Origin of the sequence: Mesorhizobium sp. M1B.F.Ca.ET.045.04.1.1, assembly GCF_003952465.1 — a bacterium.
Classification (GTDB): domain Bacteria; phylum Pseudomonadota; class Alphaproteobacteria; order Rhizobiales; family Rhizobiaceae; genus Mesorhizobium; species Mesorhizobium shonense.
In genome coordinates this window covers 807,724-831,168 of the sequence record NZ_CP034448.1, presented here as the reverse complement: position 1 = coordinate 831,168, position 23,445 = coordinate 807,724, and the positions used below count along the sequence as shown (strand labels likewise).

The following is a 23,445-nucleotide window of genomic DNA, read 5'->3' as shown; positions in this document are numbered from 1 at the left end:
GGGAGTTCCCATGCCGCGCAACAGGCCGACGCTGATCCTTGTCCATGAGCCGGAGAAGGCCTGCTTCGACCGGCTCGTCGCCGATGGCTACCCGACTGAGCGCGCCATCGAAATCTCGTCCTATCTGGCGCAGTCGACCGATCTCGCGCCTGAGTTCGACCAGCTCGCCGCCGCTTGCGACAAGCGTGGCCTCGCTTTCATGGCCGTCGAGCTGGACAACGCCGCGACTGTGTTGGCAAAGGCCGATCCGGCCGGCACCCTGGTCTGGACGCTGACCGACGGCATCGCCTATTTCCGCGGCGGCGCGGCGCCCGCCATGGCGCGGCTGAACGGGTTGCCGACGATCGGCGCCGACGACTCGCTGTTCGCGCTCTGCCAGGACAAGTTCCGCTCCGGCGCCGTGCTCGGCGCGCTCGGCCTGCCGGTGCCGCCGGCCGGACTGGCACGCAACGGCAAATGGCTGGTCGAGCCGCCGGCCTCGCCCGCCGGCTGGTTCGTCAAGCCCAACCGGCTCGGCGCCAAGATCGGCATCTGGCCGGATTCCCGCTGCCATGATCTCGATCACGCGCTGGAGCTTAGCCGGCGTGTCTTTGCCGGCTATCGCGACGATGTCGTTATCCAGCCCTATGTCGCCGGCCGCAATGTGCGGGCAAGTTTCCTCGGGTTGAAGCCCGGGACCGGCGTCGAGGCGCTTGGCATCGTCTTTGTCGAGTCCGGCGGCGATTTCCAGACCATGGCCGACTCGATGGCGCTTTATGGCGATACCGGCCAGGCCGCCAAGGATGTCGGAAACTACGCCGAACCCGAGCTCGAGCCGGTCGCCGCCAGCCAGCCGGCGGCCGATCGGGCGATCCGCACTGTGGCGCAAAAGCTGATCACCGGGCTTGGCCTGAAGGACGTCTTCTCCGTCGATCTCAGGGTCGAGGCCGACGACACGATCCACCTCATCGAATTCGAAGTCTGCCCCGGCCTGCCTTGCTTCGATTTTCGCGATTACTGCCGCAGGCAATGGGGCATGAGCCTGGCCGACGCGATGGCCGAGACGGCGGCGAATAGGCTGACGTCGTGACCTTCATGATTGGCTGAGACCTGACAACTTCGTCATTCCAGGGCGGAGCAAGGAGCGAAGCGACGCGCGCAGACCCTGGAATCCATGCCGTTACCGCTGCCGTGAAATGCAGCGGAGCAGAATTCTGGACCGTTGCGGCGCGTTGAAGTCACGGCATGGATCCTCGGGTCTGCGCTGCGTCGCTACGCTCCTTGCTCCGCCCGTGGATGACGACAAGATGGGCGTTTCGGCTAATCTCCAACGTGCCAACACGGCAACAGCCGATCCGCCAACCCCCCGCGCCCGAGTCCCTAAACGCCCTCGACCAGCACGATCTCGCCGTCGGCTACTTTCTGGCGGATGGCGACGGCGCGCTGATATTCCGGCGAGTGGTAGCACTCATGCGCCGCTGCAAACGATTCGAATTCGATGATCACATTGCGCGCGCGGCCGGGGCCTTCGGCCTTTTCATGCTCGCCGCCGCGCGCCAGGAATTTCACGCCGAAACGATCGAAGGCGAGCTTGGCGGCGGCGACATAGTCCTTGTAGCCTTCCGGGTCGCGCACATCGACGCGAGCGATCCAGTACCCCTTTGGCATGCTTTTTCCTCCGGTTGAAACTCAGGCCGATTGCATTTCGGCGAGTATCGCTTCGGCCGCCGCCCGCCGGTCCGGCGCGGCGACGATCGGCCGGCCGACGACGAGATGGCTGGAGCCGTTGCGGATCGCTTGCGCCGGCGTCACCACACGCTTCTGGTCGCCATGCTCGCTGCCTGCCGGGCGGATGCCGGGGGTCACAACGGCCATGTCGGGTCCGACGATCCGGCGCACTGCCTCAGCCTCCTCGGCCGAGCAGACGATGCCGCCCATGCCGGCATGCAGCGCCTGTTCGGAGCGCCTCAGCACCAGCGTGTGCGGATCATACTCATAGCCGGCGTCGATCATGTCCTGCTCGTCCATCGAGGTCAGCACGCTGACCGCCAGCAGGCAAAGCTCGCTGCCTTTGGCGGCGTCCACGGCGGCCCGCATCGCCTTCGGATAGGAATGGATGGTGAGCATCGACACCCCCATCCTGACGATGTTCTCGACGCCCTTGGCCACCGTGTTGTCGATGTCGAGCAGCTTCATGTCGAGGAAGACGTTGGTGCCGCCGCTGGCGAGCTCGCGCGCGAAATCCAGCCCGCCGGCGAAGGCGAGCTGGTAGCCGATCTTGTAGAAGGAGACGGCGCCCTCGAGCTCGCGCACCGCCTTCTCGGCGTCCTTCAGCGTCGGCACGTCGAGGCCGACGATCAGCCTCTCTTGCATGGACTTGGCGCTCATGGTGTCGGCCTCAATCGAGCTGCCGGGGCGCATCAGGCTTCGATCCGCACGGACAGCATGCGCGAGGTTTCGATCAGTGTACGGCATAGACGCTCCATCGATTGGCGTAATCTTTCGTCCCTGAAATTCCCATCCTCGTCAAAGGCGTTGCTGCCCTCCGGCACCGAGCACTCCGGTGTCACCACCTCCATCTGGCATCGCACCAGCACGGCGCGCAGATGATTGATGCAGCGTATCCCGGCGAAGTGGCCTTTGGAAGATGAGCAGAGGCCGGCGACCTTGCCGGCAAGCGGCCTGAAGCTGCGGGCGCCGTCATGGCGCGCCAGGCTCACCCAGTCGATCGCATTCTTCAGCAGCGGCGGCAGCGAGCCGTTGTATTCGGGGGTCGCTATCAGCACGCCGTCATGGGTAGCGATCAGCCAGCCAAGCTTCATGGCGTTTTCGGGAATGCCCTTTTCCTTCTGCAAGTCCTCGTCCACGATCGGCAGCGGATAGTCGCCGAGCGAGATGCGGGTTACTTCGGCACCTTGCAGGGCAAGCTCCTTCTGCGCCGCATCGGCCGTCTTGCCGCTGAAGGCGCCGCTCCGCACCGAGCCGGCGAAGACGAGGATTCTTGGGATCACTGCCATTGGCTTGCTTCGCTAAGGAAGTAGGGGAATAAGGCAGTAGAGCAGTAGGGATGGCGCGGAAATGATACCGTTCATCCCTCTTCCCCTACTGCCTTACTCCCCTACTCCCTTATTTTTCGCGCCGGTAGATCCACAGCTGCGTCGGCGGGATGTTGCGGATGATGAAATCGAAATGCTTGACCGTGTAGTTGCCGCGGCCGGGCGGGATCGGCGACAGCGGGCCATAGGTCAGCTGCACGATCGGCCGGCCGGCCGGGATGCGGTCGAGCAGGCTTTCGATATAGGCGATGCGCTGGGCGACCGGGAAGTTGAGCAGCGGCACGCCGGAGACGACCGAATCGAACACCAGGTCGCGCCTGTCGCCGAGCGTGGCGTTGAGATTGAAGGCGTCGCCCTCGATCACGTTGACGCGTGGATAGAGCCGGCGCAGATGGCGCACGAAGTCGGTCGAGTATTCGATCGCGTAGAGGTTCTCCGGCTTCACGCCCTGGGCCAGGATGGCGCGGGTGATGACGCCGGTGCCGGGTCCGACCTCGAGCACCGGCAGTCCCGATTTCGGGTTGACGATCGAGGCCATCTTGCGGGCGGTGATGGAGCTGGTGGGAACGATCGAACCGACCGCTTTCGGCTTGTCGATCCAGCCTTTGAAGAACTTCAGCTCGTCGTCGAATTTTTCCGCCAGCGCTTTGCGCAACCCGGGACCACGTGCCATGCGAGCTCTCCTCAACGCTCCCCGAACCGCTACTTATCAGCTAGGTGGAACAAGGCAAGGCGTCAACCTGGCATAAGGTGTTGATGACGCTCCGGAATGTTGCCGGATAAGGATCAGCTTTCGCCGAACGACTCGAAAAAGTCCTTCATGCGGGCGAAGAAGCCGCTCGATTGGGGCGAATTGTCCTTCGAGGAGAGCTGCTCGAACTCTTCCAGCAATTCGCGCTGGCGGCGCGACAGGTTCTGCGGCGTCTCGACCGCCGTCTGGATGTAGAGGTCGCCGACATTGGGCTGCCGCAACACCGGCATGCCCTTGCCCTTCAGCCGGAACTGGCGGCCGTTCTGGGTGCCTTCCGGCACCTTCACCTTGGTCTGCGTGCCGTCGAGCGTGGTGACCTCGAACGAGCCGCCAAGGGCGGCGGTCGTCATCGAGATCGGCACCTTGCAGTAGAGGTCGGCGCCGTCGCGCTGGAAGAATTCGTGCGGCTTGACCGCGAGGAAGATGTAGAGGTCGCCCGAAGGGCCGCCGCGCAGGCCGGCCTCGCCCTCGTTGGCAAGCCGGATGCGGGTGCCGTCCTCGATGCCGGCCGGAATGTTGACCGACAGCGAACGCTCCTCGGTGACGCGGCCCTGGCCGGCGCATTTCGGGCAGGGATCCTTGATCGTCTGGCCGCGGCCCTGGCATTGCGGGCAAGTGCGCTCGATCGAGAAGAAGCCTTGCGTGGCGCGCACCTTGCCGTGGCCGTGGCACATGGCGCAGGTCACCGGCTGCGTGCCGGGCTTGGCGCCGCTGCCGGAGCATTCCGAGCAGGCAATGGAGGCCGGCACGCGAATCTGCGCCGTCTTGCCGGCGAATGCCTCCTCGAGCGAGATCTCCATGTTGTAGCGCAGGTCCGCCCCGCGCTCGCGGCCGCCCGACGAGCGGCGCTGGCGACCGCCCATCATGTCGCCGAAAATGTCTTCGAAAATGTCGGCGAAGCCGCCGGCGCCGAAACCGTGCGCGGCGCCGTTCATGCCGCCCTGCTCGAAGGCGGCGTGGCCGAAGCGGTCATAGGCGGCGCGCTTCTGAGGATCCTTCAGCGTCTCGTAGGCTTCGTTGATTTCCTTGAATTTGTGCTCGCAGGCATGGTCGCCGGGGTTGCGGTCGGGATGGAACTGCATGGCGAGCTTGCGGAAAGCGCTCTTGAGTTCCTTGTCGTCGGCGCCTTTGTGCACGCCCAGCGTTTCGTAGAAATCAGCTTTCATTTTTTCCCGCAGTCCGGATGCTCAATGTCTTCAAGCATTGTTGCGTCGTCGCCGGCACGTTGTTCGATTTAGGAGCGATGTTGCCCGGATACTAGTAGCGAGCCGGGTCTGCTCCGTGTTTTTCCGTCATTTTTTCGCTCGGGGGTGCAAAAAAGCCCGGCTTTGCGCCGGGCTTTTCGCTTTATTTGCCGTCAGCCGGCTCAGGCCGACTTCTTCTTGTCGTCGTCCTCGTCGATTTCCTCGAAGTCGGCGTCGACCACGTCCGAATCCTTGGCGGCGTCCGCCTTGGCGTCGGCTTCGGCGGCTTCCTTCTGCGAGGCCTCGTACATGGCCTGGCCAAGCTTCATCGAAGCTTCGGCGAGCGACTGCGACTTGGCCTCGATGTCGGCCGCGTCATCGCCCTCGGCGGCGGTCTTCAGCGCCGCAATCGCGTCGGCGATCGCGGTGCGGTCGGCCTCCGAGACCTTGTCGCCATAGTCCTTCAGCGACTTCTCGGACGAGTGCACCAGCGATTCGGCCTGGTTGCGGGCCTCGACCAGGGCGCGGCGCTTCTTGTCGGCGTCGGCATTGGCCTCGGCGTCCTTCACCATCTTCTCGATGTCGGCGTCGGACAGGCCGCCGGACGCCTGGATGCGGATCTGGTGCTCCTTGCCGGTGCCCTTGTCCTTGGCCGAGACGTTGACGATGCCGTTGGCGTCGATGTCGAAGGTGACCTCGATCTGCGGCACGCCGCGCGGAGCCGGCGGGATGCCGACCAGGTCGAACTGGCCAAGCATCTTGTTGTCGGCCGCCATCTCGCGCTCGCCCTGGAAGACGCGGATCGTCACCGCTGACTGCGAGTCCTCGGCGGTCGAGAATACCTGGCTCTTCTTGGTCGGGATCGTGGTGTTGCGCTCGATCAGCCTGGTGAACACGCCGCCCAGCGTCTCGATGCCGAGCGAAAGCGGCGTCACGTCGAGCAAGAGCACGTCCTTGACGTCGCCCTGCAGCACGCCGGCCTGGATGGCGGCGCCGAGCGCCACGACCTCGTCCGGGTTGACGCCCTTGTGCGGGTCCTTGCCGAAGAACTGCTTCACGATCTCCTGGATCTTGGGCATGCGGGTCATGCCGCCGACCAGGACCACTTCGTCGATCTCGCCCGCCTTCAGGCCGGCGTCCTTGAGCGCCGCCTTGCAGGGGTCGATGGTACGCTGCACGAGATCTTCGACCAGGCTTTCGAACTTCGCCCGGGTGAGCTTCATCGTCAGGTGCTTCGGCCCGGTGGCGTCGGCGGTGATGAAGGGCAGGTTGATCTCGGTCTGAGTCGTCGACGACAGCTCGATCTTGGCCTTCTCGGCCGCTTCCTTCAGGCGCTGCAGAGCGAGCTTGTCGGCCTTGAGGTCGATGCCCTGCTCCTTCTTGAACTCGGCCGCCAGGTACTCGACCAGGCGCATGTCGAAGTCCTCGCCGCCGAGGAAGGTATCGCCGTTGGTCGACTTCACCTCGAAAACGCCGTCGCCGATCTCGAGCACCGAAATGTCGAACGTGCCGCCGCCAAGGTCATAGACGGCGATGGTCTTGCCGTCCTTCTTCTCGAGGCCGTAGGCAAGTGCCGCGGCCGTCGGCTCGTTGATGATGCGCAGCACTTCGAGGCCGGCGATCTTGCCGGCGTCCTTGGTCGCCTGGCGCTGGGCGTCGTTGAAATAGGCCGGAACGGTGATGACCGCCTTCTCGACCTTCTCGCCGAGATAGGCTTCCGCCGTTTCCTTCATCTTCTGCAGGATCATGGCCGAGATCTGGCTGGGCGACAGCTTCTTGCCGCCGGCCTCGACCCAGGCATCGCCATTGTCGCCCTTGACGATCTTGTAGGGGACAAGCTTCTTGTCCTTCTCCGTCACCGGATCGTCATAGCGGCGGCCGATCAGGCGCTTGACCGCGAAGATGGTGTTTTCAGGATTGGTGACCGCCTGGCGCTTGGCCGGCTGGCCGACGAGGCGTTCGCCGTCGCTGTTGATGGCGACGATGGAAGGGGTCGTACGCGCGCCTTCCGCATTCTCGATAACCTTGGGCTCCTTGCCGTCCATGATGGCGATGCAGGAGTTTGTGGTTCCGAGGTCGATACCGATTACTTTTGCCATTGTTCTGGTCTCTCCGCTAAGCAGGCTCTCAGGACCCTGATAAGGCGTTCCGACGAAAGCCCCTGTTCACAAGAAATTCCGTCACGGTCCCGGATTTTCAAGGCCGGACGGTTGGCGCGTATATAAGAACAGGCGGCACGGCGCGCAAGCATTCTGCGCAAGGCGGCTGCCGTCCCGGAACGGACCGGCTCGCCTTAGACGAGGATCAGTGCGAATTTCTTCTATCTCATTGTCCAGACGGGATTTTTTCCGAGCCTAAGCGTGCCGTCGCATATCGGGCAAGGGCAGGCTTTGGCGCCGCAGGCGTGACTTTGGGTCGCGAATGCGCGGAAAAACTTCTTTGCCGCCATGCACTTGGCGCCTGTCGGTGGTCGTTCGGAAGTACGCACGGGCCGGCGGCCCTAGAGCCGGATGATTTCAGGTCGAACCGACCTGAAATCTGAATCCGGCTCTAATCAAAGAGATAGAGCATGATGTCGCCCGAAAACCGCTTCACACTTTTCGGCATCATGCTCTAGCGATCGCGCAAACCGTATCGCTAAGCTTGGCATCGACCGAGCGAAGCGGCCGGTGTCAGCCGAAGAAGATGGAAACCTTGGCAATCGAAGCATCCGGGATTACGAATAAGACAAGATGCGGCAGATCGCCGGCATGAGCGCCGGCTTGGACCATGCGCGCGAAATCGATCCTGATCGGGCTACTTGCCGGGATGATCGCATTCTCCGGCTGCAACGCCGGCGGCGCATTGCAGACGTCTCCCCTGGCTTATGGCGGCCTCACCGACGCCGGCTTCCGCATTCCGCCGGTTCCGATCTACAAGGTCGATCAAAAGTTCCGTCGGCAGACGGTGGCTTACGCGACCGACGAGGCGCCCGGCACCATCATTGTCGATACCGGAGCGAAATTCCTCTATTACGTGCTGGGAGACGGTCAGGCGCTGCGCTACGGCATCGGCGTCGGCAAGGCGGGCTTCGAGTGGCATGGCACCGCTCACGTCGCGAGGAAGCGCGAATGGCCGGATTGGACCGCGCCGTCGCAGATGATCGTGCGCGAGCGCAATCGAGGCCATATCATACCCGCCCATATGGACGCCGGACTCATGAATCCGCTCGGGGCGCGGGCGCTCTATCTCTTCAACGAGAAGGGCGACACCGGATATCGCCTGCACGGCAGCCCCGAATGGTGGTCCATCGGCAAGGCCGTATCGGCTGGCTGTATTCGCCTCATGAACCAGGACATCATCGATCTCTACGACCGCGCCGAAATCGGCACCAAAGTGATCGTGATATAGACGCCGCATTGCCGTCCTTGCGCGGCCGCGCCGATGCCATCGTGCCGAAGGATCAGTTTCGGAACGCTTCCGAGCAAAGCGCCCGCAGCTTCGGAAAGACCTGCTTTCCGCCGGCGATGACCTGCGTTCCCTCGCTGAGAACTGTTTTGGGGTCGGGTTTCAGCACCGTCCCGCCCGCCTCTTCGACCAGAAGCATGCCTGCCAGGCAGTCCCAGGCGTTCATGTGCTCCTCGACATAGCCGAGCAGCCGTCCGGCCGCGGCATAGGCAAGCATCAGCGCGCCGGACGCATTGCGGAAGAAGACACCGCCTTCGGCCATGATCATGCTGATCAGCACCGCGACATGTTCCGTGGCGGCCCGGTTCGAAAGCCCGGTTCCGACCGAGCCTTCGGAAAGTGCTTTGGCGCCGCTCGCCCCGATCGGCCGTCCGTTGACGAAGGCGCCGCCGCCAAGGCGGCCATGGAAAGTCTCGCCGGTCGAAGCCTCGTGGACGACCCCGACTATCGTTTCGCCGTCCCTGGCGCAGGCGATCACCACGCACCAGGCGGGAATGCCGCGCACGAAATTGGCGGTGCCGTCGATCGGGTCGATCACCCAGACATAGCTGGTCTTGCCGGTCGCCGGCGCATGCTCCTCGCCGACAATGCCGTCGTCCGGATAGGCTGCCGTTATCGCCGCACGGACGAAAAGCTCCACCTCGCGATCGGCATCGGAGACAAGATCCTGATGGCCTTTGCTCTCGATGGTCAGGTTTTCGAGATCGCGAAAATATTTCAGCCCAAGCTCTCCCGCGCGCCGCGCAAGGTCGATGGCGAAATGCATGCGCTGGTCGAGATCATCGGTCACGGGAAAGCTCGCGCTTGAGAAGAGAACCCTGTCCCTAGAGCCGGATTCAGATTTCAGGTCGATCCGACCTGAAATCTGAATCCGGCTCTAAATCAAAGAGATAGAGCATGATGTCGCCCGAAAACCGCTTCACACTTTTCGGCATCATGCTCTAGCAGATGAGCATCTCAGGCAAAAGGCGCTCCGTGATCAGGCGGCTTGCGACATCGATCCGTGCACCTCAGCCAGAATCTCGAAGGAGCGCACCCGCGCCGGGTGGTCGAACATCTGGGCGGTGACCATCAATTCGTCGGCGCCGGTGCGCCGCACGAATGCGTCGATGCCCTGGCGGACCGTCTCGGGCGAACCGACGACGGCGCAGGACAGCGCCTGGGCAAGCATGGTCTTGGCAACCGGATCGAGATCGCGGTCATAGTTCTCGGCCGGCGGCGGCAATTGCCCGGGCCGGCCGCTGCGCAGATTGACGAAAGCCTGCTGCAGCGAGGTGAATAAAAGCTTCGCCTCGGCGTCCGTGGGGGCTGCGAAGACATTGAGGCCGAGCATCACATAGGGCTTGTCGAGCTGGGCCGAAGGCTGGAAGCGCGTGCGGTAGACCTCCAGCGCGTGGTCGAGCTCGGCCGGCGCGAAATGCGAGGCGAAAGCATAGGGAAGGCCGAGCATTGCGGCCAGCTGCGCGCCGTAGAGGCTGGAGCCCAGGATCCAGACCGGCACCTCCTGGCCTTCGCCCGGCACCGCGCGGATGCGCTGTCCTTCCTCGGCCGGCTGGAAATAGCCCATCAGCTCGACGACATCCTGAGGGAAGTTGTCGCTGGCCTCCAGATTGCGGCGGAGCGCCCGCGCCGTCATCATGTCGGTGCCTGGCGCGCGGCCGAGGCCGAGGTCGATGCGGCCCGGAAAAAGCGCGTTGAGCGTGCCGAACTGCTCGGCAATCACCAGCGGCGCGTGGTTGGGCAGCATGATGCCGCCGGCGCCGACCCGGATGGTCTTCGTGCCGCCCGCGACATGGGCGATGACAACGGAAGTCGCGGCGCTGGCGATACCCGGCATGTTGTGGTGCTCGGCGAGCCAATAGCGCTTGTAGTCCAGCCGCTCGGCATGGCGGGCAAGATCGAGCGAGTTGGCCAGCGACTGCGAGGCAGTGCTGCCTTGGGTGATCGGCGACAGGTCGAGAACCGAAAGGGCCGTCATTGATCAGGTCTCCACGATGTTCTTCTGCCGCAACCTCGCCTCGAAGGCGGCGCGGTCGGGAATGACGATGGCGAGCTGGCCTTCCAGCACGTCCGCGAGTCCGGTCGCCGACGCGATCTCCCGCTGCTCGCTACGGCCGCCAAGGTGATAGGTCGACAAGCGATTGTTGCGCAGGGCGTAGCGCCGGTCCGGCAAGGCGCGCGCGGCAACCAATGTGGAAAGAAAATGCGAGCTCGGATGTGTCGACAGGAAATGGCTGCTCACAGAATAATCGACCGCGTAGGCCTGCTGCATGTCGAAGCGGTAGAGCGTCCGCCAATCACCGCCGATATTGGCCTGCAGGCGAAAATGATCGCCGGTCTCGTCGATACGGAACGCCTCGTGCGGTGTCTGCTGCTCGAGATTAGGCTCCAGCAGCAGCGGCGCCGTCAGCGTCAGGCCGCCGAAGCCGACATCGGCGATAAAGGTTTTTCCATCGAGCTCGACACGCAGCAGCATGTGGCTGCGCGGCGTGATGGCGTCGTCCGGCTGGCCCCACAGCACGCGGGCGGCGAGCCCGCTGACACTGAAACCCAGCTCCCCAAGCGCATGCATGAAGATCAGATTATGCTCGAAGCAATAGCCGCCGCGGCCGCGTTTTAAAATCTTGTCCTGCAGCGACGCCGGATCGAGCCCGACCGAAACGCCCATCAAGGCATCGATGTTCTCGAACGGGATCGCCTGCGGATGTTGCCTGTGCAGCGCCTTCAGCGTTGCCAGCGAAGCATCCATAGGGCCGCGATAGCCAATGCGCGCGAAATAGGCATCGATATCGAAGGAAGCGTCGGTCATGAGGGGCAGGTCCGGCTTGACCGGTCCGATATAGGCACTCGTCGCCGATGCGGCAAACAAGGGCCGAGTTGAGGATTGGGCCAGGGCGTCAGGCGGCCGTGTGGTTGTTCTCGGCCGGTTCGTCTTCGGCGAGGATGGTCTGTTGCGCCGCCAGGAAATTGCCGACATGGCTGAGGCCGTCGAAATGGTCGCAGAACACCTTGATGACCACCAGCAGCGGCACTGCCATCAGCGCGCCGACGAAACCCCATAGCCATGACCAGAAGGCGATGGCGATGAAGATCGCCACCGCATTGATCTCCAGCCTTCGGCCGACCATGACCGGTGTCACGAACTGGCCCTCGACGATGTCGCACAACAGCACGAAGGCGGGTGCCAGCAGCGCGTAGGAGATCGAATCGAAACTGATCAGCGCGATGACCGTGACCAGCAGGATGGTTATCAGCGCGCCGACATAGGGCAGGAAATTGAGGAGCGCCGCCGCCGCGCCCCAGACCAGCGGGTTCGGCATGCCGAGCCCCCACAGGCCCAGCCCGATCACCGTGCCGAGGCCGGCATTGATGAGCGTGACGGTGAGCAGGTAATGCGAGATCTCGCGCTCGACGTCATAGACGACGCGCAGCGCCCGCTTCTTCTGGCTGAGGCTGGTGAAGGACTGGACAATCTTCTCGTAGAACAAGGTGCCTGAGGCGAGCAGGAACAGCGACAGCACGAAGACGATGGTGATCGAGGTGCCTGCCCCCAGGATGTTGCTGGCCGCGGCGGACAGAATACCGGACGGCGCCACCGAGACTCTTTGCACGCCCGGTTCCTGCGCAGTCTCGGTCAGCGACCCGAGTTGGCGCGAAACATCCGCCATCATCTCGAGCGGACGCTTGAATGGCGCCAGTCTTTCTGTGAGCTGCTGGCCGATCGAGTAGCTGTTGTTGACAAGGTTGATAACCGGCCCGCTCAGCAGATAACCGGCGCTGACGAAGATGAATATGGAGAGCAGCACCAGCAGCGTCGCGGAGAACACCTCCGGTATGCCGCGCTTGCGCAGGAAGCGCACGATCGGCGTCAGCGTCAGCGCCAGCAGGAAGGCCAGGATCACCGGCATGAAGAAGGCACGCGCAAAATAGAGGGCGGCAGCCGTCATCAGAATGAAAATGCCGATGAGCATCGATCGCATCAGCCGCAATTCGTCGCGCACGCCGACACGCGGATCGGGGCTTTCGGCAATACTCGCGCCCGACGCGGTCGTTTCGGCTTTCATCGGCTCCCCTCGCAATCGTCGAGGGAAACGTGTGCGCCGCGCCAAGGTTCCGTTAGCCGGCGGTGAATGAAAAAACCTTGCCGCTCTCAGGCCACTGGCGCCGGTATGGGCGCGGCCGTCGCTGTTTCCTTGCGCACGATCGGCGCCACCCTGGTGCCGTAAAGCTCGATCGCCTTCATGATCTTGGCATGCGGCATGGTGCCGATCGCCATCTGCAGCAGGAAGCGGTCGTTGCCGAAGATCTTGTGCTGGGCGACGATCTTTTCCGCCACCTGTTCGGGATTGCCGACGAACAAGGCACCGCCGGGACCTCGCGCATGGTCGAAATGCGCCCGCGAGGTCGGGCCCCAGCCGCGCTCGCGGCCGATGCGGTTCATCACCTCGGCCTGGGGCTCGTAGAAGTCGTCGGCCGCCGCCTCGGTGGTCTCGGCGATGAAGCCGTGCACGTTGAGGCTGGTGGCAAGCGTGGCGGCATCGTTGCCGGCGCGCGTTGCCGCCTCGCGGTAGATATCGAACAGCGGCGCGAAGCGGGCCGGCTCGCCGCCGATGATGGCAAGCGCAAGCGGCAGGCCGAGCACGCCGGCGCGGGCGGCGGACTGCGGCGTGCCGCCAATGGCGATCCAGATCGGCAGCTTTTCCTGGAATGGCCGCGGATAGACGCCGCGGCCATTGATCGGCGCGCGCAAGCGTCCTTGCCACGTCACCTTTACCTGGTCGCGAATGGCAAGCAGGAGGTCGAGCTTCTCGGCGAAGAGCTCGTCATAGTCCTCAAGGTTGTAGCCGAACAGCGGGAAGGATTCGATGAAGGAGCCGCGCCCGGCCATGATCTCGGCGCGGCCGTTGGACAGAAGGTCGAGCGTCGCGAACTGCTGGAAGACCCGCACCGGATCGTCGGAGGAAAGCACGGTGACCGCGCTGGTGAGCTTGATGCGCTTCGTCCGTTCGGCAGCCGCGGCAAGAGTGACCACCGGCGCCGAGGCCGCATAGTCGGGACGATGATGTTCGCCGAGGCCGAACACGTCGAGACCGACCTGGTCGGCCAGCTCGACCTCCTCGATCAGGTTGCGCAGCCGTTCGTGCGGGCCGATGGCGCCGGGGCCGGGTTCCGGGCTGACATCCGCGAAAGTGTAGAGGCCGAGTTCCATGTCGATTGCATCCTGATGCGCAGTTTGGGCGTTGTTTGTTGGCGTTAGAGGTAGCGACCGGCCTGGCCAGCCGCCAGGGGCGCGATTTGTGAACAGTGCATCGCGCACCGGCGACGTATCCCGGCGGCAACAGCGCAGATTTTCATGGCTGGCATACCGTTTTGGCGCTTGAACTCATCGCTTTCGCGCGTATGTAAGCGTCGCGAATTGACTGCAGGGAAGTGGATTTGGCTATCTACAGGGAAAAAGACATATTCGAGCGGCGCAACGCCGCGAACGAGGCAAAGAAGGCGCTCCTGGAGCGCTTCAAGGCAAAGCCGGCGGCGGACGATCCAGCGGTGCTGGCGCGTCAGGCGGAACGCAAGGCGATCCTCGAGGCTCGCGCGGTCCGCGAGGCCGAGAAGGCCAGGCTGAAGCAGGAAAAGCTGGCGCGCGAAGCGGCCGAGAAGGCTGAACGCGAGGCAGTGGCCGAGGCTGCACGTATTGCAGCCGAAGAGGCGGCGGCGGCCGAGGCCAAGATCCGCGAAGCCGAGGAAACCGAGCGCATCGCCCGTCTTCTCGCCGACGAGGCCGAACGCAAGGCCAAGCGCGATGCGCGCTACGCCGCCCGCAAGGCGCGCGTTGGCCGTACGCCGCCGGGTTTCTCCGCCCGCTGACATAGGTTCGTTCGAAGATGCTTCAGGGTCGCCGGCGGCGGCCCCGAAGGCGTTTGTCCTGACCACTGGAGCAATTCCAGGAAAAGTGTGTAGCGGTTTTTCGCCCGGAAATGCGCGAAAACGATCTACCTGGCCTGGGTTTGTCAGGCGACGAGCTTCAGCCCGACGATGCCTGAGACGATCAGGCCGATGCAGGAGAGCCGGACCGCTGTCGCCGGCTCGCCGAGCAGCCAGATGCCGAGCAAGGCGGTGCCGACGGTGCCGATGCCGGTCCATACCGCATAGGCGGTGCCGACCGGCAATTCCTTCAATGCCAGGCCGAGCAAGCCGAGGCTGACGATCATCGAGGCAATGGTGAGAAGGGTCGGCAGCGGCTTCGAGAAACCGTCAGTGTATTTGAGGCCGATCGCCCAGCCGATCTCGAACAGGCCGGCGAAGAAAAGAAAAATCCAGGACATCGCAACGCTCCATCGGTCCAGCATCGCACCCGATGCTGGAAGTGGCGGGTCGTCCCGGCCGATTTTCAGGGGAAGCGAGGTCGTCCTCGCCGCGTCGATATAGGTAGTCTTGCGCCCCGATCAACAAAACACCGGCAGCATTCGAATGCTGCCGGTTCGAACGCGCATCACGACGGATCGGCCGCGCTGGCGGCTTACTTCTCCTTGATGCGCATCGCCTTGACCGGCGGCGCCTTCGGAGCCGGGGCCGCGGCTGGTTTCTTCGCGTCCTTCTTCGGCTTGCGGGGTTCCTTGCCCGCCTTCATCGCACCTTTAGCCATGATTCGCTCCTCCGATTGTGGGCAGCCCAAGTGAAACAAGAGAAACGCCCCGACCGCAAGAGGCCGCTTGCCGCTTCGAAAGCCGGCTTTCCCGATGTCAACCGTTTTCCCTGATTCGGCGGGAATCGAACAGGTTTCGAGCGGCGGCAACCGATTTCCTCAGTACCCGTGAACCTCGCAACGGCTGGCGCATTGTCTGTAGAGCTTCGGCCGGCGGGTCGTTAAGCTCGGCGCTCTGAAGAGGATCTGGAAGCGGATGGCAGGGCATAGCGGCTCGAAAAGGGTGATCTATGCTGCGCTCGCCGGCAATCTCGCGATCGCGCTGACCAAGTTCGCCGCCGCAGCCTTCACCGGTTCCTCCGCCATGCTGTCGGAAGGCGTGCATTCGCTGGTCGATACCGGCAACGGCGCGCTTCTGCTTCACGGCATGCGCCGTGCCGCGCGCCCGCCCGACCGCACGCATCCGCTCGGCCACGGGCGCGAGCTTTATTTCTGGAGTTTTATCGTCGCCCTTCTGGTCTTCGCGCTTGGCGCCGGCGTTTCCTTCTACGAGGGCGTCATCCACATCATGGCGCCCGTGCCGGTCGTCAACGCCAGGGTCAATTACATCGTGCTTGGCCTGTCTTTCCTGTTCGAAGGCAGCTCCTGGCTGGTGGCGCTGAAGGAGTTCCGGGGACAGAAAGGCCGGGAGGGCTGGTTCGAGGCAGTGCGGCTCAGCAAGGATCCGAGCGTCTACACGGTACTTTTCGAGGACAGCGCGGCACTGCTTGGCCTGATCGTCGCCTTCGCGGGCATCCTCGCATCCGAGCTGTTGGAAATTCCCGAGCTCGACGGCGTGGGCTCGATCGGCATCGCGATCATCCTCGGCGCGACCGCGATCTTCCTGGCGCGGGAGAGCAAGGGCCTGCTTATGGGCGAGCCCGCTTCTGTCGAAGTAGAGCGCAGGGTGCTGGCGATCGCCGAGCAGGATCCCGCAGTGCAGCGGGCGAACGGCATATTGAGCGTTCACATCGGTCCGGAGGAAATCGTGGCCGGCCTCAGCATCGAGTTCGAGGACCATCTCACCGCGCCGGAGATCGAGGCCTGCATCGAGCGCCTGGAGGCGCGGCTGAAGCAGGAGATGCCGGAGGTTACTAGGCTGTTCGTCAAACCGCAGGCCGCTGGCACGTGGGAGCTGCGGCGAAAGGCCATCGCCGAGGCCTCAAGCGAGGATTAGACTTGGATGAACTCTTACGGAGGAAGCTGATGAAGATCGACGGCGGGTGCCATTGCGGCGCCATCACCTATGAGGCGGAGGTCGATCCCGAAAAGACCTCGATCTGCCACTGCACGGATTGCCAGAAACTCACCGGCACGGCTTTTCGCGTCACCGTGCGGGTGCCGGAGGAAGATTACCGCATCACCAAGGGCGAGCCCAAGGTCTACATCAAGACCGGGTCGAGCGGCGCCAAGCGCGCGCAGGGCTTTTGCGGCGAGTGCGGCTCGCATCTCTACGCCACGTCGGTCGGCGACGGGCCGAAGGTCTATGGCGTCAGGACGGGCACGGCGCGCCAGCGCGATCAGCTGGTGCCGAGGACACAGTACTGGCACCGCTCGGCGCTGCACTGGCTACCGGAATTCGAGGACACCAGGATCGTCGAGGAGCAGTAGATCGACCTTGGCGATTGGCTGAAAGCCTTCTCCACCTTCGTCATCCTCGGGCTTGACCCGAGGATCCATTCCGTGACGCTCGCCGAGGAATGCGGCGTATCAGAATTCTGCGCCGTTGCGGCGCTCCGCAGTCACGGCATGGATTCTAGGGTCTGCGCGCGTCGCTTCGCTCCTTGCTCCGCCCTAGAATGACGATGTGATGGGCGCTTCCGCCAATCTCCGGCGAAACTACTCGCTGTCTTCGACGACCCTCAACCGCAATTGACCCGTCTTGGAATCGGCCACGCGCGCGGCGGCCTCCACCTTGGCCGGGCCGCGCGGCGGCTCGGCTTCCCCTTCGGCGAATTCCAGCGCTTCGATCTTCTGGCCGCGCTTGGTGACTTTCGACGTCGAGACGAGGATGTCGTCGATGTCCTTGGCCGCCTGGCCGAAATGCGTCTGCAGCCGGCGCACGCGCTCGTCGACGCGCGCCACGTCTTCCATCAGGCGGATGACCTCGCCCTGGATCAGATGCGCCTGCTCGCGCATGCGCGCGTCCTTCAGGATCGCCTGGATGACCTGGATCGACAGCATCAGGAGCGACGGTGAGACGATGACGACGCGGGCGCGGTGCGCCTTCTGCACCACCGCTTCGAAATTCTCGTGGATCTCGGCGAACACCGATTCCGACGGCACGAACATGAAGGCGGTGTCCTGCGTCTCGCCCTGGATCAGGTATTTTTCGGCGATATCGCGGATATGCACCTCGATGTCGCGCCGGAATGCCTGCGCCGCCGCCTTCTGCAGGTCGGCGCCCTCGGCGGCGCGAATGGCGTTCCAGGCTTCGAGCGGGAACTTGGCGTCGATGGCCAGCATCGGCGCGCCGTTCGGCATCCGCACCAGGCAATCCGGCCGGCTGCCGTTGGAGAGGCCCGCCTGGAATTCGTAGGCGCCGTGCGGCAGCCCATCGGCGATGATCGCTTCCATGCGCGACTGGCCGAAGGCGCCGCGCGTCTGCTTGTTGGAGAGGATCGCCTGCAACTGCACCACCTGTCCGGCCAAAGACTGGATGTTGCCTTGCGCGGTGTCGATCACCGCCAGCCGCTCCTGCAGCTTGGCCAGGCTCTCATGCGTCGACTTGGTCTGCTCGGCCATGGTCTGGCCGAGGCGGCCGGTCATGGCGTCAAGCCGCTGTCCGAGCGATTGGGTGAGCTCGGCCTGCCGCGCCCCGAACACTTCGGCGATCGCGCCCATCCGTCCCTGCATCTCGGCCTGTGCCTGCAGGATGTCGGCCATGCGCGCCTCGGTATCGCGGGCATGGTCGGCGGCCTCTGTCGCCGCCACAGCGCGTGCCCCTGCGGCGCGCCACAACGCGACGACGAGCGCCATGAACAGCGCAAGCAGCAGCGCGGCGCCGAAACCCAGCGCCTGGCCGAGCGTGATCGTGGTAGCGCCCAGCCTTGCAACTGGCTCGGAAAGGATGGAGGTCATGTCGTTCATGCCGGCAGCATAACCGATTCGGTTCGCTGGCACAGATCAAAACGTGAACAGTCAGAAGTCGTCCCGGTTGACGCTTTTCCAACGACGTCTTAGGTGAGACGCCATGTCGATCAAGCCGCTCATCATCCTTCCCGATCCGATCCTGCGCCAGGTTTCCAAACCGGTCGAGCGCGTCGATAGCGATCTGCGCAAGCTCGCCGACGACATGCTGGAGACCATGTACGATGCGCCGGGCATCGGGCTGGCGGCGATCCAGGTCGGCGAGCCGAGGCGCTTGCTGGTCATCGACCTTGCCAAGGAGGGCGAAGAGCCGGCGCCGCATGTCTTCATCAATCCGGAGATCCTCGAAAGCTCCGGCCAGCGCTCGGTCTATGAGGAAGGCTGCCTGTCGATCCCGGATTATTATGCCGAGGTCGAACGTCCGGCGGCCGTGCGGGTAAAATATCTCGACCGCGACGGCAAGCTGCAGGAGATGCAGGCCGAAGGCCTGATGGCGACGTGTCTGCAGCACGAGATCGACCATCTCAACGGCGTGCTGTTCATCGACCACATCTCGAAGCTGAAGCGCGACATGGTGGTCAGGAAGTTCAAGAAGCTTGCCAAGGAGAAGGCGCCGGGCAAGATGGTGGGCTAGCAGCCGTTTGGAGCACGGCCTTCCGCATTACAGATCTCGGCTTGGAGGCATCGACGAGCGAAATGCTGATCAAGGGCTTTCCCAAAGACGGGCCTGAGCCGAGTTTTTCGGCGTGGGATGCGGTGCGCTCGGCATTCGTCTCCGAAGACGCGATCGACGACGACTTTGCCAAGTTGATGTATGAAGTCGAGGCCGAACGAAAACGCGACTTCGGTTATATCGCGACGTGATCTGAAGCTCATAAATGCTCAAGGCGAGCGCCTGAACAGCACCGCGAGATAAATATGCCCCTTCGCGTCATCTTCATGGGCACGCCGGATTTTTCCGTGCCGACCTTGCGCGCGATCGCCGAGGCCGGTCACGACATCGCCGCCGTCTACACGCAGCCGCCGCGCGCCGCCGGCCGGCGCGGGCTGGAGCTGACGCCCTCGCCGGTGCAGCGCGAGGCCGAACGGCTGGGCTTGGAAGTGCGCACGCCGACATCGCTGAAAGGCGAAGCCGAGCAGCAGGCCTTCGCCGCCTTGCGGGCGGACGTCGCCGTGGTCGTCGCCTATGGGCTGCTTCTCCCAAAATCCGTCCTGGGGGCGACCAGGCTGGGCTGCCTCAACGGCCACGCCTCGCTTCTGCCGCGCTGGCGGGGCGCCGCTCCCATCCAGCGCGCCATCATGGCCGGCGATGCCGAAACCGGCATGATGGTGATGCGCATGGAAGAAGGTTTGGACACCGGTCCGGTGGCATTGGTTGAAAAATCTTCCATCGGACCCGATATGACGGCCGGCGAATTGCATGACAGGTTGATGGACATAGGCGCTTCGCTGATGGTGGAAGCGCTGACGCAGCTGGGGATAAATTGTCTGACATTTACCCGACAGGCGACGGAAGGGGTGACCTACGCCCGAAAGATCGATAAATCGGAGACACGCGTAGACTGGACGCGGCCTGCCGGCGAAGTCCACAATCACATTCGCGGCCTCTCGCCCGTTCCGGGCGCGTGGTGCGAGGTCGAAATTGGCGGCCGCATGGAGCGGCTGAAACTGCTTCGCTCGACGCTCTCTGATGGCGTCGGCGAGTCGGGAGGAATTCTCGATGACCGGCTGACGGTCGCCTGCGGGTCAGGCGCGGTCCGGCTGGTCGAAGTTCAACGGGCGGGCGGAAGGCCCGCCGCCGCGCAGGAGTTTTTGCGCGGGGCCAAGATCGAAAAAGGAACGAAACTCACATGAGCATGATGTCGATACGCGCGGCGACGCCGCGGGATCGCGAGGCGATCCGCCTCGTCGAAGAGCATGCCTTCGGCCAGCAGGCGGAGGCCGGCCTGGTCGACGCGCTGGTGACGGGCGGCGACGCCGTCGTCGAGCTGGTCGCGGAAGAAGACGGCCAGGTCGTCGGCCACATCCTGTTTTCCAGGCTTTTCGTGCAGAACGGCGGCAAGCGCTTCGCGGCATTGGCGCTGGCGCCGCTGGCGGTCGAGCCGTCCTTCCACGGCACCGGCATCGGCGGCGCGCTGATCCGCGAGGCGCATATCCGCCTCAAGGAAGCCGGCGAGGCGCTGGCCGTGGTGCTGGGGGACCCGGCCTATTATGGCCGCTTCGGCTACAGCCATGCCCGCGCCGAAAAGTTCGAGAGCGAGTACCAGGGCGAGGCGCTGCAGGCTCTTGCCTGGGGCGACGCGCCCGCGACCGGCAGGCTGGTCTACGCTTCGGCCTTCATCGCGCTCGCCGCTTAGGCGGGCGCGAACGAATAGCAGAACATGCCGCGTTTTCGGCTCGATATCGAATATGACGGCAGCCAATTCGCCGGCTGGCAGCATCAGGCGGACCAGCCATCGGTGCAGCAGGCGATCGAGCAGGCGATCGAAAAATTCTGCGGCGAAGAAGTAAGGTTACGTGCCGCCGGCCGCACCGATGCCGGCGTGCACGCCACCGCCCAGGTGGCGCATGTCGATCTCGCCAAGGCCTGGGCGGGCGACAAGGTGCGCGATGCCGTCAACGCCCATCTGCAGGCGGCCGGCGCGCGTATCGCCATCTTGAGGGCGGCGGTCGTCGCCGACGGCTTCGACGCGCGCTTTTCGGCCACCGGCCGCCATTATCTCTATCGCATCCTCAATCGCCGCGCCCCGTCGGCGCTGGAAAAAGGCAAGGTCTGGTGGGTGCCGAAACGGCTCGATGCCGAGGCCATGCACGAGGCGGCGAAAGTGCTGCTCGGGCGGCACGATTTCACCACCTTCCGCTCCACCCAGTGCCAGGCCGAAAGCCCCGTCCGCACGCTTGCCCAACTCGACGTCAGCCGTATGAGCGATCTCATCGAGGTGCGAACCTCGGCGCGCTCCTTCCTGCACAACCAGGTGCGCTCGATGGTCGGCTCCTTGCGGCGCGTCGGCGACGGCTCCTGGAGCGCCGACGACCTCAGGGCGGCGCTGGAAGCGCGCGACCGCGCCGCCTGCGGCCAGGTTGCTCCGCCGGACGGCCTGTTTCTTGTCGGCGTCGACTATCCGGGATCCGCGGAGCAAAGCGGTCAGTCAGCGTCGCTTGGGGCCAAATCGTCTGACTAAAGCGCGTCGCACTGAAACGGATTCAGGCGACGCGCTTCAAGTTTTTATGCATGTCGTTATCCCAAAACCGCTGTACACTTCTGGGCGACATGCATTGGACGGGCGCGGCGCGCCTTGCGCATTTTCTTCACACAACCGAAACGCTACTGACACCGCCCCGTCAGTTGGGATGTCTTATAGGGCCGCCCATCGGTTTGAAAATCAACGGGATCCTCCGTGGTTCGGCCGCATGGGGCTCCGCGCGATTGACATGAGCTACAGCGAAAACCTCTGGCTGTTCTTCGTCCTGCTTTTCGGCATCATCGCCGTCCCGGGCATGGACATGCTGTTCGTGCTGGCCAATGCGCTGACCGGCGGACGCGACAGAGGCCTTGCTGCGACCGCCGGCATCATGCTCGGCGGCGCAGTGCATACGCTGAACGGCGCGATCGGCGTCGGCCTGCTCATGCATTTCGTGCCGGTCCTGTTCAAGCCGCTGCTGATCGCCGGCGCCGCTTATATGGCCTATATCGGAATTTCGCTGATGCGGAGCTCGATTACCGTCGGCGATGATGCGCCCGCCGGCAGCCGCTCCGCCTGGAAAGCCTTTCGCCAAGGGTTGGTCACCTGCCTGATCAACCCCAAGGCCTATCTCTTCATCCTTGCCGTCTATCCGCAGTTCCTGAAGCCGGCTTACGGTCCGATCTGGATGCAGGCGACCGTCATGGGGTTGCTGACGGTCGCCACTCAGGCAGGGATCTATGGCGGCCTCGCCATCACCGCCGGGCGCAGCCGGGCGCTTCTGGTCGGCAATCCGCAGGCGACCGCTTTCGCCGGGCGTGCGGCTGGCCTGCTTTTGTTTGCCGTCTCGGTGTTCACCGCATGGGAAGGGCTGAGGGCGGCGTGATCGCCGCCCTCCCCCACATTTCGCTCAGGCCGCGCCCTGTCGGGTGGCGAGCATTTCGCGCTTTACCGACCGGCGCCATTCGACGGCGCCGGCGAGGCCGTGCAGCACCGTCTCGGTGGTCGCCCAGTCGATGCAGCCGTCGGTGATGCTCTGGCCGTAGACAAGCGGCTTGCCGGGCACGACGTCCTGGCGGCCGGCGACGAGATTGCTCTCGATCATGACGCCGATGATGCGCTCGTCGCCCGCAGCCACCTGCCCCGCCACATCGTGCGCGACTTTCGGCTGGTTCTCCGGCTTCTTGCCGCTGTTTGCGTGGCTGACGTCGATCATCAGGCGCGGCGCGACACCTATGCGGGCGAGCTCCGTCGCGGCAGCGTCAACGCTCGCCGCATCGAAGTTGGGCACAACGCCGCCGCGCAGGATGACATGGCAGTCCTCGTTGCCGGTGGTCGCCGCGATGGCACTGCGGCCGCCCTTGGTCACCGCCATGAAATGATGCGGCTGGGCGGCGGACTTCACCGCCTCGGCGGCGATCCTGAGATTGCCGTCGGTGCCGTTCTTGAAGCCGACCGGGCAGGAGAGACCCGACGCCAGCTCGCGGTGGATCTGGCTTTCGGTCGTGCGCGCGCCGATGGCGCCCCAGGCAACGAGGTCGGCGATGTATTGCGGCGTCGTCATGTCGAGGAACTCGGTCGCCGCCGGCAGGCCGAGATTGTTGACGGCGGAGAGCACGTTGCGCGCCATGCGCAGCCCCTTGTCGATGTTGAAGCTGCCGTCGAGGTCGGGATCGTTGATCAGGCCCTTCCAGCCGACCGTGGTGCGCGGCTTCTCGAAATAGACGCGCATGACGATCTCGAGCCGGTCGGCCAGGGCCTCGCGCAGCGCCGCCAGACGGCTGGCGTAGTCCACGGCGGCAACCGGATCGTGGATGGAACAAGGGCCGACGATGACTACCAGTCGATCGTCGGCCCCCGTCAGGATGGAATGGATGGCGTTGCGCGATGCGGCAACGGTGCGCGTCGCCGTGAGCGAGCGCGGTATCTCGCGCATCACCTCTTCCGGCGTGCTCAGGACTTTGAGTTCCTTGACCCGAAGGTCGTCTGTGGTGGTCAACACGGCTTTCTGCTCCTGGTTAGGAGACCTGCCGGCTGAAACGAAAAAGCCGCCAGGTCTGGCGGCTTTTCGGAT

At 64.2% G+C, this 23,445-nt stretch carries 26 protein-coding genes; 11 read left to right on the top strand and 15 right to left on the bottom strand.

All coding sequences use genetic code 11. From position 1 onward, the window contains the following. The first annotated feature begins 10 nt into the window (after window positions 1-10). Complete coding sequence (locus EJ071_RS03960; RefSeq protein ID WP_126096912.1) at window positions 11-1,069, top strand: D-alanine:D-lactate ligase-like protein; 1,059 nt, start codon at window positions 11-13, stop codon at window positions 1,067-1,069. Window positions 1,070-1,359: 290 nt separating this feature from the next. On the opposite strand, the gene EJ071_RS03955 is transcribed toward EJ071_RS03960, so the two are convergent. The 6 genes from EJ071_RS03955 to dnaK form a co-directional block, all read right to left on the bottom strand. Continuing rightward, window positions 1,360-1,647: a DUF1330 domain-containing protein gene (locus tag EJ071_RS03955; RefSeq protein WP_126096911.1), complete on the bottom strand. Its 288-nt coding sequence runs from the start codon at window positions 1,645-1,647 to the stop codon at window positions 1,360-1,362. A gap of 21 nt (window positions 1,648-1,668) precedes the next feature. Next, window positions 1,669-2,382: an orotidine-5'-phosphate decarboxylase gene (pyrF, locus tag EJ071_RS03950; protein WP_189521527.1), complete on the bottom strand. Its 714-nt coding sequence runs from the start codon at window positions 2,380-2,382 to the stop codon at window positions 1,669-1,671. A 17-nt stretch (window positions 2,383-2,399) separates the two neighbouring features. Then, entirely contained in the window at window positions 2,400-2,996 is a 597-nt protein-coding gene (locus EJ071_RS03945) for an NADPH-dependent FMN reductase (protein ID WP_126096909.1), read from the bottom strand. A gap of 109 nt (window positions 2,997-3,105) precedes the next feature. Further along, window positions 3,106-3,708, bottom strand: a complete 603-nt coding sequence (pmtA, locus tag EJ071_RS03940) for a phospholipid N-methyltransferase PmtA (RefSeq protein ID WP_126096908.1) — start codon at window positions 3,706-3,708, stop codon at window positions 3,106-3,108. 113 nt (window positions 3,709-3,821) lie between these two features. Beyond that, window positions 3,822-4,952, bottom strand: coding sequence for a molecular chaperone DnaJ (gene dnaJ / locus EJ071_RS03935; RefSeq protein ID WP_126096907.1), 1,131 nt, complete (start codon window positions 4,950-4,952; stop codon window positions 3,822-3,824). A 200-nt stretch (window positions 4,953-5,152) separates the two neighbouring features. Then, window positions 5,153-7,069, bottom strand: a complete 1,917-nt coding sequence (dnaK, locus tag EJ071_RS03930; protein WP_126096906.1) for a molecular chaperone DnaK — start codon at window positions 7,067-7,069, stop codon at window positions 5,153-5,155. A gap of 670 nt (window positions 7,070-7,739) precedes the next feature. Between dnaK and EJ071_RS03925 the strand changes: the two genes are divergently transcribed. Then, the gene (locus EJ071_RS03925) at window positions 7,740-8,360 is read left to right on the top strand and encodes a L,D-transpeptidase (RefSeq protein WP_126096905.1); all 621 of its coding nucleotides are present in this window, start codon (window positions 7,740-7,742) and stop codon (window positions 8,358-8,360) included. A gap of 52 nt (window positions 8,361-8,412) precedes the next feature. On the opposite strand, the gene EJ071_RS03920 is transcribed toward EJ071_RS03925, so the two are convergent. The 5 genes from EJ071_RS03920 to EJ071_RS03900 form a co-directional block, all read right to left on the bottom strand. Then, complete coding sequence (locus EJ071_RS03920) at window positions 8,413-9,207, bottom strand: inositol monophosphatase family protein (protein WP_126096904.1); 795 nt, start codon at window positions 9,205-9,207, stop codon at window positions 8,413-8,415. Window positions 9,208-9,396: 189 nt separating this feature from the next. Continuing rightward, window positions 9,397-10,395 (bottom strand): LLM class flavin-dependent oxidoreductase, encoded by a 999-nt coding sequence (locus tag EJ071_RS03915; RefSeq protein WP_126096903.1) that lies wholly within the window; start codon window positions 10,393-10,395, stop codon window positions 9,397-9,399. Window positions 10,396-10,398: 3 nt separating this feature from the next. Next, window positions 10,399-11,226 carry an arylamine N-acetyltransferase gene (locus EJ071_RS03910; protein ID WP_126096902.1) on the bottom strand — a complete coding sequence of 276 codons (828 nt, stop codon included), beginning with the start codon at window positions 11,224-11,226 and terminating at the stop codon, window positions 10,399-10,401. 88 nt (window positions 11,227-11,314) lie between these two features. Next, window positions 11,315-12,481 carry an AI-2E family transporter gene (locus tag EJ071_RS03905; RefSeq protein WP_126096901.1) on the bottom strand — a complete coding sequence of 389 codons (1,167 nt, stop codon included), beginning with the start codon at window positions 12,479-12,481 and terminating at the stop codon, window positions 11,315-11,317. An 86-nt stretch (window positions 12,482-12,567) separates the two neighbouring features. Next, on the bottom strand, window positions 12,568-13,626 hold the full coding sequence (locus EJ071_RS03900; protein WP_126096900.1) for an LLM class flavin-dependent oxidoreductase: 1,059 nt from the start codon (window positions 13,624-13,626) through the stop codon (window positions 12,568-12,570). A gap of 227 nt (window positions 13,627-13,853) precedes the next feature. Between EJ071_RS03900 and EJ071_RS03895 the strand changes: the two genes are divergently transcribed. Next, window positions 13,854-14,282, top strand: a complete 429-nt coding sequence (locus tag EJ071_RS03895) for a DUF6481 family protein (RefSeq protein ID WP_126096899.1) — start codon at window positions 13,854-13,856, stop codon at window positions 14,280-14,282. A gap of 143 nt (window positions 14,283-14,425) precedes the next feature. Here EJ071_RS03895 and sugE read toward each other — a convergent pair whose 3' ends face one another. Both sugE and EJ071_RS38345 read right to left on the bottom strand, forming a co-directional pair. Next, on the bottom strand, window positions 14,426-14,740 hold the full coding sequence (sugE, locus tag EJ071_RS03890) for a quaternary ammonium compound efflux SMR transporter SugE (protein WP_126096898.1): 315 nt from the start codon (window positions 14,738-14,740) through the stop codon (window positions 14,426-14,428). A gap of 194 nt (window positions 14,741-14,934) precedes the next feature. Then, window positions 14,935-15,210, bottom strand: coding sequence for a hypothetical protein (locus EJ071_RS38345; protein ID WP_189521600.1), 276 nt, complete (start codon window positions 15,208-15,210; stop codon window positions 14,935-14,937). A 106-nt stretch (window positions 15,211-15,316) separates the two neighbouring features. Between EJ071_RS38345 and EJ071_RS03880 the strand changes: the two genes are divergently transcribed. Together EJ071_RS03880 and EJ071_RS03875 are read left to right on the top strand one after the other, a co-directional pair. Beyond that, a complete protein-coding gene (locus EJ071_RS03880; RefSeq protein WP_126096897.1) occupies window positions 15,317-16,276 on the top strand; it encodes a cation diffusion facilitator family transporter in 960 nt (319 codons plus the stop codon). Window positions 16,277-16,305: 29 nt separating this feature from the next. Next, window positions 16,306-16,710, top strand: a complete 405-nt coding sequence (locus EJ071_RS03875; RefSeq protein ID WP_126096896.1) for a GFA family protein — start codon at window positions 16,306-16,308, stop codon at window positions 16,708-16,710. Between the two features lie 228 nt (window positions 16,711-16,938). Here EJ071_RS03875 and EJ071_RS03870 read toward each other — a convergent pair whose 3' ends face one another. Further along, the gene (locus EJ071_RS03870; RefSeq protein ID WP_126096895.1) at window positions 16,939-18,189 is read right to left on the bottom strand and encodes a DNA recombination protein RmuC; all 1,251 of its coding nucleotides are present in this window, start codon (window positions 18,187-18,189) and stop codon (window positions 16,939-16,941) included. Window positions 18,190-18,292: 103 nt separating this feature from the next. Here EJ071_RS03870 and def point away from each other — a divergent pair, with 103 nt between their 5' ends. From def to EJ071_RS03845, 6 genes are all read left to right on the top strand, one after another. Then, window positions 18,293-18,823, top strand: a complete 531-nt coding sequence (def, locus tag EJ071_RS03865; RefSeq protein ID WP_126096894.1) for a peptide deformylase — start codon at window positions 18,293-18,295, stop codon at window positions 18,821-18,823. A 62-nt stretch (window positions 18,824-18,885) separates the two neighbouring features. Next, window positions 18,886-19,053 (top strand): hypothetical protein, encoded by a 168-nt coding sequence (locus EJ071_RS38340; protein WP_189521412.1) that lies wholly within the window; start codon window positions 18,886-18,888, stop codon window positions 19,051-19,053. A gap of 54 nt (window positions 19,054-19,107) precedes the next feature. Further along, on the top strand, window positions 19,108-20,043 hold the full coding sequence (fmt, locus tag EJ071_RS03860; RefSeq protein WP_126096893.1) for a methionyl-tRNA formyltransferase: 936 nt from the start codon (window positions 19,108-19,110) through the stop codon (window positions 20,041-20,043). Further along, on the top strand, window positions 20,040-20,546 hold the full coding sequence (locus EJ071_RS03855; RefSeq protein ID WP_126096892.1) for an N-acetyltransferase: 507 nt from the start codon (window positions 20,040-20,042) through the stop codon (window positions 20,544-20,546). The genes fmt and EJ071_RS03855 overlap by 4 nt, the downstream gene beginning before the upstream one ends. Window positions 20,547-20,570: 24 nt before the next feature. Further along, entirely contained in the window at window positions 20,571-21,371 is an 801-nt protein-coding gene (truA, locus tag EJ071_RS03850) for a tRNA pseudouridine(38-40) synthase TruA (RefSeq protein ID WP_126096891.1), read from the top strand. A 250-nt stretch (window positions 21,372-21,621) separates the two neighbouring features. Then, entirely contained in the window at window positions 21,622-22,257 is a 636-nt protein-coding gene (locus tag EJ071_RS03845) for a LysE family translocator (protein ID WP_126096890.1), read from the top strand. Between the two features lie 24 nt (window positions 22,258-22,281). Here EJ071_RS03845 and EJ071_RS03840 read toward each other — a convergent pair whose 3' ends face one another. After that, window positions 22,282-23,373: a 3-deoxy-7-phosphoheptulonate synthase gene (locus EJ071_RS03840; protein WP_126096889.1), complete on the bottom strand. Its 1,092-nt coding sequence runs from the start codon at window positions 23,371-23,373 to the stop codon at window positions 22,282-22,284. Window positions 23,374-23,445 lie beyond the last annotated feature (72 nt).

What these genes read in the sequence shown, in the direction of transcription:
- EJ071_RS03870 (WP_126096895.1), bottom strand. Translation starts at nt 18,189, where the DNA reads ATGAACGACATGACCTCCATCCTTTCCGAGCCAGTTGCAAGGCTGGGC.
- EJ071_RS03915 (WP_126096903.1), bottom strand. Translation starts at nt 10,395, where the DNA reads ATGACGGCCCTTTCGGTTCTCGACCTGTCGCCGATCACCCAAGGCAGC.
- dnaJ (WP_126096907.1), bottom strand. Translation starts at nt 4,952, where the DNA reads ATGAAAGCTGATTTCTACGAAACGCTGGGCGTGCACAAAGGCGCCGAC.
- EJ071_RS03955 (WP_126096911.1), bottom strand. Translation starts at nt 1,647, where the DNA reads ATGCCAAAGGGGTACTGGATCGCTCGCGTCGATGTGCGCGACCCGGAA.
- def (WP_126096894.1), top strand. Translation starts at nt 18,293, where the DNA reads ATGTCGATCAAGCCGCTCATCATCCTTCCCGATCCGATCCTGCGCCAG.
- EJ071_RS03855 (WP_126096892.1), top strand. Translation starts at nt 20,040, where the DNA reads ATGAGCATGATGTCGATACGCGCGGCGACGCCGCGGGATCGCGAGGCG.
- fmt (WP_126096893.1), top strand. Translation starts at nt 19,108, where the DNA reads ATGCCCCTTCGCGTCATCTTCATGGGCACGCCGGATTTTTCCGTGCCG.
- EJ071_RS03960 (WP_126096912.1), top strand. Translation starts at nt 11, where the DNA reads ATGCCGCGCAACAGGCCGACGCTGATCCTTGTCCATGAGCCGGAGAAG.
- EJ071_RS03945 (WP_126096909.1), bottom strand. Translation starts at nt 2,996, where the DNA reads ATGGCAGTGATCCCAAGAATCCTCGTCTTCGCCGGCTCGGTGCGGAGC.
- EJ071_RS03910 (WP_126096902.1), bottom strand. Translation starts at nt 11,226, where the DNA reads ATGACCGACGCTTCCTTCGATATCGATGCCTATTTCGCGCGCATTGGC.
- EJ071_RS03845 (WP_126096890.1), top strand. Translation starts at nt 21,622, where the DNA reads ATGAGCTACAGCGAAAACCTCTGGCTGTTCTTCGTCCTGCTTTTCGGC.
- sugE (WP_126096898.1), bottom strand. Translation starts at nt 14,740, where the DNA reads ATGTCCTGGATTTTTCTTTTCTTCGCCGGCCTGTTCGAGATCGGCTGG.
- pmtA (WP_126096908.1), bottom strand. Translation starts at nt 3,708, where the DNA reads ATGGCACGTGGTCCCGGGTTGCGCAAAGCGCTGGCGGAAAAATTCGAC.
- truA (WP_126096891.1), top strand. Translation starts at nt 20,571, where the DNA reads ATGCCGCGTTTTCGGCTCGATATCGAATATGACGGCAGCCAATTCGCC.
- EJ071_RS03880 (WP_126096897.1), top strand. Translation starts at nt 15,317, where the DNA reads ATGGCAGGGCATAGCGGCTCGAAAAGGGTGATCTATGCTGCGCTCGCC.
- dnaK (WP_126096906.1), bottom strand. Translation starts at nt 7,069, where the DNA reads ATGGCAAAAGTAATCGGTATCGACCTCGGAACCACAAACTCCTGCATC.
- EJ071_RS03900 (WP_126096900.1), bottom strand. Translation starts at nt 13,626, where the DNA reads ATGGAACTCGGCCTCTACACTTTCGCGGATGTCAGCCCGGAACCCGGC.
- EJ071_RS38340 (WP_189521412.1), top strand. Translation starts at nt 18,886, where the DNA reads ATGCTGATCAAGGGCTTTCCCAAAGACGGGCCTGAGCCGAGTTTTTCG.
- EJ071_RS03905 (WP_126096901.1), bottom strand. Translation starts at nt 12,481, where the DNA reads ATGAAAGCCGAAACGACCGCGTCGGGCGCGAGTATTGCCGAAAGCCCC.
- EJ071_RS03875 (WP_126096896.1), top strand. Translation starts at nt 16,306, where the DNA reads ATGAAGATCGACGGCGGGTGCCATTGCGGCGCCATCACCTATGAGGCG.
- EJ071_RS03925 (WP_126096905.1), top strand. Translation starts at nt 7,740, where the DNA reads ATGCGCGCGAAATCGATCCTGATCGGGCTACTTGCCGGGATGATCGCA.